This is a genomic window from Kiloniella litopenaei (assembly GCF_000982415.1).
In the GTDB taxonomy this organism is placed as follows: domain Bacteria; phylum Pseudomonadota; class Alphaproteobacteria; order Kiloniellales; family Kiloniellaceae; genus Kiloniella; species Kiloniella litopenaei.
This window is the reverse complement of the sequence record NZ_LANI01000024.1, coordinates 1-14485: the sequence shown is the minus strand read 5'-3', so window position 1 is coordinate 14485 and position 14485 is coordinate 1. Positions and strand designations below refer to the sequence as shown.

General features: G+C 43.5%; 13 protein-coding genes. 10 read left to right on the top strand and 3 right to left on the bottom strand.

Annotation, left to right across the window (positions count from 1 at the left end; genetic code table 11):
* Positions 1–24 precede the first annotated feature (24 nt).
* Together WH95_RS15830 and WH95_RS15825 are read right to left on the bottom strand one after the other, a co-directional pair.
* Complete coding sequence (locus WH95_RS15830) at positions 25–1491, bottom strand: malonyl-CoA decarboxylase (RefSeq protein ID WP_046509085.1); 1467 nt, start codon at positions 1489–1491, stop codon at positions 25–27.
* A 215-nt stretch (positions 1492–1706) separates the two neighbouring features.
* Complete coding sequence (locus WH95_RS15825) at positions 1707–2642, bottom strand: cation diffusion facilitator family transporter (RefSeq protein WP_046509083.1); 936 nt, start codon at positions 2640–2642, stop codon at positions 1707–1709.
* Between the two features lie 180 nt (positions 2643–2822).
* Between WH95_RS15825 and WH95_RS15820 the strand changes: the two genes are divergently transcribed.
* The 4 genes from WH95_RS15820 to WH95_RS15805 all read left to right on the top strand — a co-directional run bounded on the left by WH95_RS15820 (position 2823) and on the right by WH95_RS15805 (position 8043).
* Positions 2823–5207, top strand: coding sequence for a penicillin acylase family protein (locus tag WH95_RS15820; protein ID WP_082114192.1), 2385 nt, complete (start codon positions 2823–2825; stop codon positions 5205–5207).
* Between the two features lie 21 nt (positions 5208–5228).
* Complete coding sequence (locus tag WH95_RS15815; RefSeq protein ID WP_046509081.1) at positions 5229–6449, top strand: threonine ammonia-lyase; 1221 nt, start codon at positions 5229–5231, stop codon at positions 6447–6449.
* 105 nt (positions 6450–6554) lie between these two features.
* Positions 6555–6854 carry an HdeA/HdeB family chaperone gene (locus tag WH95_RS15810; RefSeq protein ID WP_046509079.1) on the top strand — a complete coding sequence of 100 codons (300 nt, stop codon included), beginning with the start codon at positions 6555–6557 and terminating at the stop codon, positions 6852–6854.
* A gap of 13 nt (positions 6855–6867) precedes the next feature.
* Positions 6868–8043 carry a trans-sulfuration enzyme family protein gene (locus WH95_RS15805; RefSeq protein ID WP_046509078.1) on the top strand — a complete coding sequence of 392 codons (1176 nt, stop codon included), beginning with the start codon at positions 6868–6870 and terminating at the stop codon, positions 8041–8043.
* Between the two features lie 35 nt (positions 8044–8078).
* On the opposite strand, the gene WH95_RS15800 is transcribed toward WH95_RS15805, so the two are convergent.
* Entirely contained in the window at positions 8079–8558 is a 480-nt protein-coding gene (locus tag WH95_RS15800; protein WP_046509077.1) for a flavin reductase family protein, read from the bottom strand.
* Between the two features lie 288 nt (positions 8559–8846).
* On the opposite strand from WH95_RS15800, the gene WH95_RS15795 reads away from it, so the two are divergent.
* The 6 genes from WH95_RS15795 (at position 8847) to WH95_RS15770 (ending at position 14139) form a co-directional block, all read left to right on the top strand.
* The gene (locus tag WH95_RS15795; RefSeq protein WP_046509075.1) at positions 8847–9764 is read left to right on the top strand and encodes a DMT family transporter; all 918 of its coding nucleotides are present in this window, start codon (positions 8847–8849) and stop codon (positions 9762–9764) included.
* 121 nt (positions 9765–9885) lie between these two features.
* Positions 9886–10749 (top strand): flagellar motor stator protein MotA, encoded by an 864-nt coding sequence (gene motA, locus WH95_RS15790; protein ID WP_046509073.1) that lies wholly within the window; start codon positions 9886–9888, stop codon positions 10747–10749.
* 82 nt (positions 10750–10831) lie between these two features.
* A complete protein-coding gene (motB, locus tag WH95_RS15785) occupies positions 10832–11797 on the top strand; it encodes a flagellar motor protein MotB (RefSeq protein ID WP_046509071.1) in 966 nt (321 codons plus the stop codon).
* 42 nt (positions 11798–11839) lie between these two features.
* Positions 11840–12346 carry an RDD family protein gene (locus tag WH95_RS15780; RefSeq protein ID WP_052742080.1) on the top strand — a complete coding sequence of 169 codons (507 nt, stop codon included), beginning with the start codon at positions 11840–11842 and terminating at the stop codon, positions 12344–12346.
* A gap of 191 nt (positions 12347–12537) precedes the next feature.
* The gene (locus tag WH95_RS15775) at positions 12538–13320 is read left to right on the top strand and encodes a phosphatase PAP2 family protein (protein WP_046509068.1); all 783 of its coding nucleotides are present in this window, start codon (positions 12538–12540) and stop codon (positions 13318–13320) included.
* Positions 13321–13428: 108 nt separating this feature from the next.
* The gene (locus WH95_RS15770; RefSeq protein ID WP_046509066.1) at positions 13429–14139 is read left to right on the top strand and encodes an arginyltransferase; all 711 of its coding nucleotides are present in this window, start codon (positions 13429–13431) and stop codon (positions 14137–14139) included.
* Positions 14140–14485 lie beyond the last annotated feature (346 nt).

Below are 14485 nucleotides of genomic sequence, written 5' to 3'. Positions count from 1 at the left end.
AGCAAAGTTGGTATCAAACGCGCTTTATCCCGCAATTGTTCGCTTTAGCTTGGCAAAGGTACTTTCCTCACCTAATTCACCGCTGAGTTGCTTTAAATAACTCCGCACCTGTGAGCTCATCACAACTGAGCCGTCATTCATGAACCTTTCATGGTTCTTCTCAATATCAGCCAGATCATAACGATAGTTGACCATAATGCCGCTTGCTTGCGAAATTCCCTTTTCAGATGTATCGCCCAACCAGTTTATCTGATTTAACTGTGCACCGTTTTTAAGGTGAAAACGGGCAACTGGGTCCAGTGCGCGCCCTTTGTGATCTTTCTCATGGAAATAGGCAACACACAAACGGCTAAGCGGGCCGCGCAATAGTTCGCTGAGTTCTTTATTTTCATACCAGTTCTGATCCTGAAAACAGAGAAAGATCGCTGTCTTGGCCACATCTGCGCCGGTTTTTGCCTTTAGGCGTTCCATCTCGTCCGTCGTAACGGCATCTTCGTAGAAACTGGCATCCAGATCGGCAAGCCAAGCCCTGAACCCGGGAACAGGTGACAAGGTTGCATAGGTTTTTATCCACGGCATTTCATGGGAAAGGTGTTGGACAACCTGTTTGATCAGATGTTCCCCAAATGAAATACCACGTAACCCCGTTTGCGTATTGGTGATTGAATAAAAGATAGCTGTATCAGCATTTCGCGGGTTTCCAAGGGGGGCTTCTACGTCCAATAGCGCTTGAACATTCTTGGCCACCCCTTTCACCAACGCAACCTCTACAAACGCAAGCGGTTCATCGGGCATTCGCGGGTGGAAAAGCGCATAACACCGCCGATCAGAATCAAGACGATTTCGAAGGTCATTCCAAGAACCTATTTCGTGAACAGCTTCATAAGCGATCAGTTTTTCCAACAGAGCCGCAGAGGTATTCCAGTTCATTTCGACAAGGTCCAGAAACCCCGTATCGAACCAAGAGCTCAAAAGTTGTTGTAAATCCCGGTCCAAAGCATTGAGATAAGGATCTTTGCCTTTTATCTTTAAAAGGTCGTCGCGAATATCGACTAAAAACTTAACACCATTTGGCAGCGCATTGAATTGCATTAAAAGCTTTAAACGGTCGGGTGATGACGCCTGTCTAAGATGATAAGCCGCAATAATACGTTCTGCTTCATCTTTTGATGTCTGATATTCATTAATTGCTGATTTAATCAGATCATCGTTGGCACAAAAATCCTCTGCCAGTGTTTTAAGAAAGATACGTTTCCCATCTAAATCCAGGTCCAGATAGGCCCGCCCAAGATCTGCGGTCCGCATTCTTGCCGCTACATCGCCACCCGGACCATTTAGACATTCGTCCATCATCTTCTTGATATTTTTTGTGCTAACGGATGTATCAGACCTTGAAAGTCCCACACTGCGCGCGGCTGTCTGGGCAATATCACGCCATGCGCCTGAAAGTTGTGATAAAGTGCTAACACTTACAAGGTTTTCATTCGTCATTATTAATACCCTTAAATATCAGAATGTAGTCTGTCACACGTGATATCATTTATGATGAAGTCAAGACTAACTGAGATACATTTTTAAATTGTACCCAGAGATAGTACGACACAGATTGTAAGAAGATTATGTTATTGCCCTAAAGTTTTATTGAAAGCTTAAAATCACAACACTTTGAAGCATCCTGATCAGGTCTAACAACTGGTCAGTTTCAATCAATTACTATTGGCTGCGCGATTATGGCCGCGCCAGCTTTGCGCTTCGATAAATACTTTTCTGACATCGGCATGGGTTGTTCTGATTTGCCGTTCCATTTTAGAAATAACAGCTTCGATATCTTGTGATGAAATATCGTCTTTAAAGTCCAAAGACAGCGTAACCAGAATATCCATGGGGCCATTTTGCAAAGACAAGATTTCATTGGTTCTTAGAACTTCGGAATGGTGCGCGATAATTCGACGGATTGACCTTTCAATTTCGGGGTCAGCCCCCTCACCGATCAAAAGTCCCTTCGTCTCATATGCAAGGACCCACGCGATAGCAGCTAACAGGATACCAATTACGATTGAGGCAACACCATCAAGTTCAGGAATATCAAGCCATAGCCCCAGGCCCAGTCCGATCAATGCGATCATAAGCCCAAGCATAGCGGCAGAGTCCTCCAGAAGCACCGCAAAAATTGACGGGTCTTTACTCGCGGCGACAGCAGCAAAATAACTCCGCCCCTTAACAGATCTCCTGAATTCTTTAAAGGCGATATACCACGCCGCTCCTTCAAAGACGAGAGCAGCACCAAGCACAACAAAATTGACCATCGGGTTTTGAATTGGTTCAGGCTCCATAACCTTGTGGATGCCTTCGTATATGGATACGCCAGAGCCAATCGCAAAAACCAGCAGAGCAACAACAAAAGCCCAGAAATACAATTCACGACCATATCCATAAGGATGTCTTTGATCCGGAGATCGCTTTGCCCGATGCAACCCATAAAGCAATAGCCCTTGATTTCCGGTATCGACCGCAGAATGAATAGCTTCACTAAACATCGCAGAGCTACCAGTATAAGCAGCGGCGATCGCCTTGGTTATCGCAATCAAACCATTTCCGGCCATTGCTGCGAAGATGACAACTTTGGAAGAGTTTCCGGCCATGTTTGTTCCCCTTAATCACAAACAAGTTCAAGGCCTGATTTTAATGTGGCCCTTTATCAGACTTGGTTCGTATACTGAAATAGAAATCAAATAAGAAGCGACATAATAAGCAACATGTGAGAAGGTTCAATCACCTTCTTGAACAATCGGATTTTATTTGTTTTTTCTTTCGGGTTTATAATGTCTCGTAAAATTAAAATTCCCATACTCTGTCTTGCCGGAATGCTCCTCACTGTTCTTTTTATTGGCACAGGAATATTCTTTTGGATGCGTGGATCGCTGCCCCAATTAACCGGTAACATTCAAATTCAGGCCTTACAGGAAAGGGTTGATGTTATTCGCGATGATCAAGGCCTTGTAACAATAAAGGCACAGAACAAATATGATGCGTACAAAGCACTGGGGTTTATACATGCACAAGACAGGCTTTGGCAGATGGACTTTATGCGCAGAGCAGGATCTGGAAGACTGTCAGAAGTGGTTGGTGAAGCAACGCTAAATATTGATCGGTTTATGCGGACCCTGGGTTTTCAAAAGCTAGTAGAAGAAAATTATGAAATTCTTTCCCCCAATGTACAAAAAGCCTTTGTTGCCTATAGCGCTGGTGTAAACGCCTATATTAACAATCACACATCAACGCTTTCCCCTGAATTTCAACTGTTAAATTACCGACCTGAAAAATGGACGCCAACGGACTCTCTGTTATGGGGGCGGCTTATGGCTCTCCAGCTTTCTGACAATTTCAATCGCGAACTCTTACGGCAAAGACTGTTAAACCACCTGTCACCCGAAGAGGTTGATCGTTTTTGGCCTCAAGATAAAAACGATCCGCAAATTATCGCCTCATTCGATTTGTCGAAAGCCGTACCACAAGGAATTTTTGCCGGGCAGCACCCCTTGCCCTGGCCTCTGGCACCCAAAGACGCATCGAATGCATGGGTTGTTTCCGGTAACAAAACGACGACGGGAAAGCCTATTCTGGCCAATGATCCGCATCTTGCGCTGGATGCCCCGGGGCCTTGGTATCTGGTACGAATAGAAACGCCAGATTACACTTGGGCCGGTGCAACGTCGCCGGGTGTCCCATTTCTCGTGTTGGGACATAATAGTCATATTGCATGGGGCTTTACGACGACACACAGCGACACACAGGATTTATTTATAGAAAAGCTCAATCCCGACGATCCAAACCAGTATTTAACCCCAGAGGGATATAAAGATTTTGAGAAAAGCATAGAAACAATTTTGATCAAGGATCAGCCTGCACACGAACTTACTGTACGCAGATCACGTCATGGCCCTATTCTTTCGCCTGTTTTAAATGGTACGGCCAATAAAGAAGATGGGCACCTTTTAGCTTTATCCTGGACAGCGTTACGCAAAGACGACTTAACAGCTCAGGCACTCTACGATATCAATTACGCCAAACAGTCAGAGGACTTTTCCCGCGCCGTAAAGAACTTCCATTCGCCGCAACAAACATTGGTTATGGCTGACCGCCTGGGTAATATTCAACTAATGGCGCCGGGACGCGTTCCTGTTCGTAAGCAAGGCGATGGACGCTATCCGGTTTCAGGCTGGACCGGGGACAATGATTGGGTTGGTATCATTCCACACAAGGATTTACCCAAAAGCCTAAACCCGGTTGATCAAAAGCTGGTCACGGCAAATAATAAGCTCGTCAGTGATGATTATCCCTATTTGATCGCTAAGGACTGGCCCAATTCCTATCGCGCCCGTCGAATTCATCAACTTCTTGACCAAAGCGATAAACTGTCTGTTGAAGATAACCTGACAATTCAAATGGATACTCTATCAATTGCCGCCTTGGAAGTTCTGGAAATTTTGCTCAAGACACCCACAACGGACCCAGAGAGTGAAACCATAAAACAAAAACTTTCAGAGTGGGATGGGCAGCTTTCTCTCAACGCAACGGAACCTGCAATTTTCTATCACTGGATTTACTGGTTAAACCGGGCCGCTTTTGGAAGTCTGCCCTCGGATGCCAGTTCTTTCCAAACAGCAAACATACTACGGCTGCAAAGACGCCTGTCTGAAAGACCTGACAGTTGGTGTTTATATGGTGAAAAACTCGTCAATGAAGATAACTGTGTCGCCCAGATGACAGAAAGCCTCAGAAGAGTTGCGTCTAATTATGAGCAACTGGACAAAGACATCACCTGGGGAGAGTTACACTCAACAAGCTTCAAGCATCAAATTTTTGATAGAATTCCAATTTTAGGTAAGTTATTAAAACTAAAAATCGCAACGCCGGGTGGACACGACACAATAAATCGTGCCAGTCCATCTATGAAAAATGGCGATTTATGGCGTTTTCCGAATGTTCATGGCCCCTCTTACCGGGCTGTTTACGATCTGGATAACCTTGATAACTCAAGGTTTCTGATCGCAACAGGACAATCGGGAAACCCGCTGTCAAAGTTTTACGGTAACTTTCTATTACGTTGGCGCGATGGAGATTATGTGAAGCTTGATGGAAAAAAAGTAGAAAAAAATGCACAGCACTTAACGTTGAGCGCAAAGAAGACAAACGAAACTAAATAAAAAAATATTAGGATTGATAGGGTGACAGTAACAATTGAAGATATTCGTCAGGCGGCGGATGAAATACGCGGTGAAGTGGTTCGAACACCCTTTGTTCATGCAAAACGGCTTTCTAAAATACTGGATTGCGAACTCTACCTTAAACTGGAAAGTCAGCAGTTTAGTGGATCATTCAAGGATCGTGGCGCACTTTATCGGATCAAGAACCTGACGGATGCGCAAAAAGAAAAAGGCGTTATTGCCATGTCTGCGGGCAACCATGCACAGGGGGTTGCCTTGCATGCCAACCGTATGGGCATACCGGCCACAATTGTTATGCCCGAAACAGCCCCTTTCAGTAAAATAGAGCGCACCCGTGCTTTGGGCGCCAAGGTTATTCTGTCGGGTGAAACGCTGGATGATTCGCGCAAGGTTGTCGATGAAATCGTCGCGAAAGACGGTTTGACCTTTGTTCATCCCTATGATGACGAGCATGTTATTGCCGGTCAGGGAACCATTGGTCTGGAAATGCTGGAAGAACAACCCGATCTGGACGCGATCATCGTGCCTATTGGCGGCGGCGGTATTTTGTCAGGAATTTCGCTTGCAGCAAACGCAATCAATCCAGACATCGAGCTCTATGGCGTTGAGGCAAATCTATTCCCCTCAATGTCACAGGCCTTAAAACATCAACCGGCCACATCCGGCGGATCAACCATGGCTGATGGTATTGCCGTTAAAGAGCCCGGTGTCATCACCCGTGAGATCATTGATCAGCTTGTTGAAGAGATCTTTCTTGTGGATGAAAGCCAGATTGAAACAGCGATCCTGACCCTAGTTGAAGAACAGAAAGTTGTTTCCGAAGGAGCTGGTGCAACAGGTGTTGCAGCTATCTTGAATAACCCGGAAAAATTCAAGGGTAAAAAAATTGCGACAGTTATCTGTGGCGGCAATATAGACGCCCGAATGTTGTCTGGATTGTTGATGCGTGGCTTGATGCGGGATGGTCGCTTGGTACGTATCAGAACCGAAATGGTCGACCAACCCGGCCTGTTAGCCAAGATCTCTAGTGAAATCGGCAAAGCCCGCGGCAACATTATCGACGTCATGCATCAAAGACATTTTTATGATGTCCCGGCAAAAATGGTCGAAATTGATTTTATCATTGAAACCCGTGATAGCGAACATGTTGACGAGATCGTTGAACGCCTGCAGGAAATGGGTATTTCCACAAGAATATTATCTTCCAGATCAACGGATTAAAGAGTGATTTCAATCTAAATCAAAAGGGGCTTTCGGGTCCCTTTTTTTATCAGTATTATGTCAGCTATCAAACGATATCATTTCATTTTTTGAAAGGTATTCGTTATGAAAACACACAACTACAAACACGTCGTGGCTTTGTTCTTGTTCCCCCTATATTTACTAAGCTCACCTGTGAATGCATCTGAACAAAGTTTTAAAGAAGTCCCCTGTTCAGCCTTTGATGATCAGGATGATTTAATGACTTTTGCCTTTTGGATAGATGGTTATGTAACAGGGACACAAGAAAAACCATTCTTTGATCAGGAAGCAATCGAACCACTTCTGGAGCAGACTCTTACAACTTGTCAAAGCAACCCGGAAAAGGCAGTGTTTCAAATCGTTAGCGATTTAAAATCATCATAAGCGAAGCTATCCAATGTCTGATATCCCTGTAAAACGCCCCAATAGATTATCCTTTGCAACCCGTACCATTCATGCAGGTCAGGAACCAGATCCCAGTACCGGGGCGATCATGCAGCCGATTTATGCCACGTCAACCTACGTGCAGGACGGTTTGGGTGCGAACAAAGGGTACATGTACAGTCGTACTGAAAACCCGACACGTCAGGCCTATGAACGCTGTATTGCTGATCTGGAAAGCGGTCAACTGGGACTTGCTTTTGCATCCGGCCTAGCCGCAATAAGTACAGCGCTGGATTTATTGGATAGTGGGTCGCATGTTATTGCCATGCATGATTTATATGGGGGAACACACAGGCTATTTCGTGATGTACGGCCACGTTCTGCGGGGTTAGAAATTGATTTTGTTGATCTGACATCCATTGATGCCTTAAAGGCAGCCTTGAGACCAGAAACAAAAATGATCTGGATAGAAACACCTACGAACCCACTACTACAACTCGTTGATCTTCAGGCGATTGCCGCAATTGCCAAGCAACAAGGCATAATTACCGTTTGTGATAACACATTTTGTTCGCCGTGGGTTCAGCGCCCGCTGGAACTGGGCATTGATATGGTTATGCATTCTGCCACAAAATATCTTAACGGTCATTCTGACATGATTGGCGGGATACTTGTTGTCGGAGAAAACGCTGATCTGTGTGATAAAGTTAAATATCTCCAAAATGCTTTGGGGGCAATTCAGGGACCATTTGATTCCTTCCTGGCGCTCAGGGGGTTAAAAACGCTGGCATTACGAATGGATCGCCATTGTCAGAACGCTCTAGAAATTGCACGATTTTTGGAAACACAGCATCAAATTGAAAAAGTGTGGTATCCGGGATTACCTTCTCACCCTCAATATGAACTTTGTAAACAGCAAATGAAATCTGGGGGTGGTATTGTAACCTTCACACTCAAAGGGGGCTTGGCAGAAAGCAAGCGCTTCCTTGAGCGTGTGGATCTGTTTGCTCTTGCTGTCAGCTTGGGAGGCGTAGAAAGCCTTGTTGAGCATCCTGCATCGATGACCCACGCTGCGGTCTCTTCCGCCCACCGACAGGCTATTGGTATAACTGATAACTTAATAAGGTTGTCTGTGGGGGTGGAAGATTCCAATGATCTTATTAACGACCTTAAATTCGCACTCACATAACAATATCAAGTGTCTAACGGCAGATTTTGATATTTTTATTCAATATGGACACCACGGTATTTACCGCGAAAATATAGTAATGGATCACCTTCACTCTGGATCAATGTCTCTTCTACCTTACCAACAATAATAACATGATCACCAGCATCGTATTGTGCATGCATCGAGCAATCCAGATTAGCCAGGCAACCTTCTAAAATTGGTACTCCCGTTTTCATAGAAAAGGTTTTGACGCCTTCCCATCGTTCTTCGGCAAAGGCAAATCGGTCAGAGATATCTTTCTGACCATCAGTCAGGACATTAATCGCAAATGCATCGGCTTCGTTAAATGCAGGCAAACAGTTGGATCGCTTGTCAATACAGAACAGCACTAAAGGCGGTTCAAGAGATACAGAAGAAAAAGAGTTTGCCGTCAGACCATGAGGAATACCAGATTTATCCCGGGTTGTGACAACGGTCACACCTGTAGCAAAATTTCCCAATACTTTGCGAAACTCGTCAGAGTTAAATGCCATACCCAAGTACTCTATCTATAAATCTGTATTCTACATATTCTGCATTCATGGCCCATGCGGACGCAACGGCACCCTACAAACAAAGTTATAGAAAAAACAACCGAATTTTTTTGTATCGATAGATATTACCCATGAAAATACTAAAGTATTCTGAAAGCGACTTCTTTTTCATCATCAAGTTTCCTAATTTCGACAAAATCCATCTATAAAGCGCACGATGCTTGTAACTGCATGCAAAAGCAGATAGTTGAACGGAATTCGGTTTATGTTGTTGAGAGTTTTAGGGCCATGTCTCGTATCCAAGCTAACCTTATATTGTTAGTTGCTGCAGCTATCTGGGGGTCAACTTTTGTTGTCCAACATGTCTCGATGGATGTTATTGGCCCTATGAGCTTTACGTCTGCCCGTTTCTTTCTTGGATTTCTTGTCGTTCTCCCCCTCGCCTTGAGAGAATGGAAAAAGAAAAAAGCTGTGCGAAAAGAGAAACCTTTTCTTGTTGTATCTAAAAAAGATTTCTTCCTTATGGGGGTAATTGGGGTCATCCTCTTTACCGCAACAATTATTCAACAATACGGTATAATTCATACAAGCGTTACCAACGCAGGTTTCTTAACCGCCCTTTATGTCCCTATGGTTCCCCTGCTGGGCCTTATTATTTTCCGCAAAAAACCCCATTGGATTACCTGGATTGCAATTGCGTGCTCATTTTCAGGGACCACCCTTATAAGCGGCGTTGATTCAAGTTTACAGCTGGGCTATGGGGATGCGCTTGTTCTGACCTCAACCATCTTTTGGGGACTACATGTCTTGTTGGTTGGCTTGGTCGCATCACGAACGTCCATGCCCTTAACCCTTGCATCTATACAATTCGCTGTCTCGGCAGTTATCGGTTTTATCTTTGCTATTGCGATGGAAACCATTACCTTAGAAATACTTAAGTCTGCTTTTTGGCTGATTGCTTATGCCGGAATTCTATCTGTGGGAATAGCTTTTACCCTACAGGTTGTTGGTCAAGCTCATACCCAGCCCGCCGATGCCGCCTTGATTTTAAGTATGGAAACAGTTTTTGCCGCCATCGCCGGGGCAGTCGTATTGGGTGAACGACTGGAAACAAACGGTATAATTGGCTGTGCTCTTATTTTAAGCGCTATTTTAATGGTCGAGCTTTTACCTATGCTGATCCGCAAGAGAAGGCATTATAGCTAAGGTCAATAAACAATTATAAAATCATAAGATTATTTAACTAATTTTTACAGATAATTACGACTTGTTAACCTTATTCCGCAAAGATGCAGAAAAGGCTTTTAACAGGAATTGAACTTCTGTCATGACAGTAATTATAGGTCTAATCGTCGTAACAGCTTGTGTTGTGGGTGGTTATATGGGGGCTGGCGGACACATGGGTGTCCTTTGGCAACCTTTTGAATTCGTAATTATCTTGGGGGCTGGTGTTGGTGCAACAGTTTGCGCAAACTCCAAAGCAACACTCAAAGGAATTGGCTCTGCTTTTGGTCGTATGATCAAGGGGCCTTCTTATAAAAAGGAAGACTTTCTCGAGCTTCTTTGTTTGCAGTATCAAATTTTCAAACTGGCCAAGACCAAAGGCATGTTAGCCCTTGAACAGCATGTTGAAAATCCAGAAGAATCTGCTCTCTTTTCTCAATTCCCCAAATTCCATGGCGATCACCATGCAGTTTCTTTTGTTTGTGATTATCTGCGTCTGATGAGTTTGGGGGCAGATAACCCTCATGAAATTGAAGGGCTGATGGATCAAGAACTCGAAGTTCACCATTTAGAGGATGCCAATGTTGGCGGTGCTTTGGCAGGATTGGGTGATGGTCTTCCTGCCCTTGGTATTGTTGCCGCGGTTCTTGGGGTGATTCACACAATGGGTTCGATTAATGAGCCACCGGAAATTCTTGGTAAGCTAATTGGTGCGGCGCTTGTGGGGACCTTCTCGGGAATTCTTGCTGCCTATGGCTTCGTCTCGCCGATGGCTTCTGCCTTCACCAAGGTCGCTGAAGAAGATTCCAGATATTATGAGTGCCTTAAAGCCGGCTTGCTCGCACATATGGCAGGCAATGCGCCGACCGTTTCAGTTGAGTACGCCCGCAAAACCCTAATGTCTCATGTCCGCCCAAGCTTCTACGAAGTCGAAGAAGCTGCGAATGAACTACCTGCACCGGGTTAGAACGCTTTAAGTTCCCCAAGGCTCATAATTTCACCCCAATTTGTATATATTCTTATAATATTAGTTAGTTCGGAAAAGAAGAATGGCTGAGGAAGCTCAAGGCGAAGTCATAATTAAAAAGGTCAAGAAAGGCGGCCACGGCGGACATCATGGCGGCGCCTGGAAAGTGGCCTATGCTGACTTTGTGACTGCAATGATGGCCTTTTTTCTCCTTCTCTGGTTGCTTAATGCCACAACAGAAGAGCAAAAAAACGGAATTGCAGACTATTTTGCTCCCTCTTCCAACATCTCAAAAGCAACAAGTGGTTCTGACGGGCTATTAGGCGGGCAATCTATATCCAAAGACGGAGCCTTAGTGTCTCAGTTTTCAAGTATTGGTGTGCAAATGCAACTGCCCCCCGAAGAAGACAGCGAAGAAACAGATCCAAACGCAGAAAAAGACCCCTTAAAAGGCGAAGGCAAGGCAGATGAGGAACAGTTAGAAGAATTCCGTCGCGAACAAGAGCAAAAACAATTCGAAGAAACCGCCGTTGCCCTAAAAACAGCAATTGCAGAAAATCCAGCTCTTGCAGGTCTAGAAGAAAACTTGTTGATAGATAAAACACCTGATGGACTAAGAATTCAACTTGTCGATCAGAATGGCACCTCTATGTTCCCGAGCGGAACATCCAATATGCTAGACCATACAAAAGAACTCTTAGGCCTTGTTGCAGATGCAATTAAAGATATTGACCAACAGATAGCAATCAAAGGGCATACAGATGCCACGCCCTATAAAGCTGCGAACGGGTATACAAACTGGGAACTTTCTTCGGAAAGGGCCAATGCAAGCCGACGTGCCCTTATAGATGCGGGACTGGCAAATGACCGTGTCGCCTCTGTTGAAGGCTTGGCCGCAACAGAGCCCTTTGACAAAGAAAATCCGACAGCAGATATTAACAGACGTATTTCAATCATTCTTCTAAAAGATGACGATGAAGTCCTGAAGAAAAAAATGGATCAAGGAAAATCCATTGATGTCGATACCATAAGCTCGGACCCGACATAAAACAGATCTTGAATTATTGCTTTTCATCCCTATCTGATTGAAATGACTGATACACAAGCCGTAGGATTTAACAGAGTAGCGCAAAAACTAAGATTTGGAATTACCCCATCAGATACAAGGGGTGTAATTTTTGATCGCAGTTTTGCCTATGTAATTGATTTTATCATATTAGTAATTTTAGGCCTTGTTGCAGGTTTTATTGCCTTTGTTTTAACTATACTGTCTTTTGGAATTTTATCCCCTTTATTGGCGCTTCTGTCATTTATTCCGTTAGTTTATCATACCTATTTCTTGTCACAGCAAGGGGCAACACCGGGGATGAATGCAATGGGTGTCAAAATGATAACGATGGATGGAAAGCCTGTAACCTTGGTTCATGCTTTTCTGACGACGGTTATTTTCTATCTGACAGTACCAGCCACAAGCTTCTTAATATTACTTGTCGCTTTTTTTAATGATGAGAAAAGAACCTTGCATGATATTTTAACTCATACAGTTGTTGTTAATGATGAAATTCCCAATGAAACAATTGATAATATCCTAAAGTAAATAACGGGTTTTCACTCTAACGACCTTTATATTTCCACAAAATACCTGGCAGATTTGAATAAGATCGCCGCCCTTCATAATTTAGCCGCATTCAAGCATAATAAATCTGTCATCTTTTAGTCTGGTCTTATCGATTTTTTCTCGGTAATAAAGACTAAAATTCGTATCAGATTATTATTGAGAAATTAAAAATGCAGCGTGAACTACTTGGAACCGAGTGGCGAATAAAAAATTTCACCATTTTGATAACCCTCGCCGTTCTTTTCGGACTTTCATATATCTGGGAACCAACAAGTGAGCTTTGGCACGCTGCTAGTGTTGATTTTTTCTGGGCCGTCAATGGTACTTTAACCTGGGGCGAACCCTGGCAAGTCTTTTGGGCTGCTTCAAATACACCGGTATTTGATAAGCTGAACGGGCTTATCATGGCAATTCCCTGCCTTTGGTATGTGATCGGTGATCGAAGCAGACCCCTTAGTCTGAGACTAGGGCACATGCTGGTTATGGGAATTGGCATTATTGTTGGCGTTTATTTTGCCAAACATGCATTCCGATCCTATGAATCCCTTAGTCCTTCTTTGATTTATAGTGATACATTCAATAACTTGAACGAACTTGTCCCTTGGTTAAAAGCTAAAGTAAGTGCCGATGACAGCTTCCCCGGTAATCATGCTGTTGTTGCTGGTATTTATGGTTTCTTCTTTTATTTTGCTATTGGCCGTAAATATTTTTGGCTCGCACTCCCAATCGCGATACTTGGCGGAACAGCACGAGCAGTAGCAGGCGCCCATTGGTTATCCGACCTAGTTGTCGGCGGGGCAATTCATATTCTTCCGATTATGGCGCTAACCTTTACAATTCCAGCTGTTCGTTGGGCCGAGAGCTTCCTTAATACATTGGCTGATGTTTTAGTTTTAAATTTGCCAGATGCTTTAACCCGTCCATTTGTAAAGTTGGCAGATAAACTGGCATAGGCTTTCCCAATAACTGGGAACAAAACCAGCAAAACTGACAGGGCCGTTGACCATGAACAACGGCCCTGTTTATTCTTGAGCACCAAAATTACGAATAAACTTTAGTGCATGATGTTCACCAAGCCACAACTCTTCTTTACAACGCCTCCCTCGCCTTGCCCCTATAAAGATGGGGAAGAAGAACGTAAACTGGTAACAGAATTTTCAAGCCACCAACCAATTCAACAATATAATTTACTTATAAAATCTGGATTTCGGCGTAGTCATAATTATCTGTACCGTCCTCTGTATAATAATTCCGATTATTGTCTTTCTGTACGGGTGCGCACAGATGATTTTAAAATGACAAAATCACAACGCCGTATTTGGAATAAAAACCAAAACTTACAAGCCAAGGCATACAACTCCAAAGCAACCAAGGAACAGTTTGAACTCTTCCGTTCTTATGTAGAGCAACGTCACAGCGATGGTGATATGAGTGATATGTCATGGCATGATTACAAAGAAATGGTTGAAACCAGCCCCATAGACACAGAGATTATCGAGTTTAGAACCCCAGAAGATAAACTCATTTCAACGTGTCTGGTCGATTGGGTGAATGACGGTGTTTCTGCTGTCTATAGTTTCTTTGATGTCAAGCATTCCAATAAAGGTCTGGGAAGCTATATGATCCTGTGGCTTATCCAGGAATCTCAGCAAAGAAAATTGCAGTACCTTTATCTCGGCTATTGGATAAAGGAATCACAAAAGATGTCATATAAATCTAAATTCACACCGCTTGAAGCTTTTCAGGACGGGGTATGGACTGAATTAATTTGATCAGATCTTTCCCGACACCATTCAGCGAAACAACAATAGACAAACATCAATAAAAATAGCAGGCCTTGTTATTGTTTCTTTACCAAACACGGTAATATTCACAGTCAATTAATCTTACGATTTCACATTAGAAAACACCATTTATCCATCTGATATATATAAAATATGCATAAATTTCAGTCTGATTATGCAATAATACTCTTAGGAAAAACACTAGGATTTATTGCACTCGCGAACTAACTTGCTTATTCTGTGCGTCACTTATTCGTTACTAATCCATAATATTCCTAAAATGGAAATATCTCAGCAGGGAGACAATTTTAATGAATCGTAGAAAGTTTCTAAC

Bases quoted from the DNA above. Each gene is read 5' to 3' on its own strand.
- WH95_RS15810 (WP_046509079.1), top strand. From the start codon at position 6,555: ATGAAAACACACAACTACAAACACGTCGTGGCTTTGTTCTTGTTCCCC.
- motB (WP_046509071.1), top strand. From the start codon at position 10,832: ATGGCTGAGGAAGCTCAAGGCGAAGTCATAATTAAAAAGGTCAAGAAA.
- WH95_RS15800 (WP_046509077.1), bottom strand. From the start codon at position 8,558: ATGGCATTTAACTCTGACGAGTTTCGCAAAGTATTGGGAAATTTTGCT.
- WH95_RS15830 (WP_046509085.1), bottom strand. From the start codon at position 1,491: ATGACGAATGAAAACCTTGTAAGTGTTAGCACTTTATCACAACTTTCA.
- WH95_RS15825 (WP_046509083.1), bottom strand. From the start codon at position 2,642: ATGGCCGGAAACTCTTCCAAAGTTGTCATCTTCGCAGCAATGGCCGGA.
- WH95_RS15775 (WP_046509068.1), top strand. From the start codon at position 12,538: ATGCAGCGTGAACTACTTGGAACCGAGTGGCGAATAAAAAATTTCACC.
- WH95_RS15805 (WP_046509078.1), top strand. From the start codon at position 6,868: ATGTCTGATATCCCTGTAAAACGCCCCAATAGATTATCCTTTGCAACC.
- WH95_RS15795 (WP_046509075.1), top strand. From the start codon at position 8,847: ATGTCTCGTATCCAAGCTAACCTTATATTGTTAGTTGCTGCAGCTATC.
- WH95_RS15770 (WP_046509066.1), top strand. From the start codon at position 13,429: ATGATGTTCACCAAGCCACAACTCTTCTTTACAACGCCTCCCTCGCCT.
- WH95_RS15780 (WP_052742080.1), top strand. From the start codon at position 11,840: ATGACTGATACACAAGCCGTAGGATTTAACAGAGTAGCGCAAAAACTA.
- motA (WP_046509073.1), top strand. From the start codon at position 9,886: ATGACAGTAATTATAGGTCTAATCGTCGTAACAGCTTGTGTTGTGGGT.
- WH95_RS15820 (WP_082114192.1), top strand. From the start codon at position 2,823: ATGTCTCGTAAAATTAAAATTCCCATACTCTGTCTTGCCGGAATGCTC.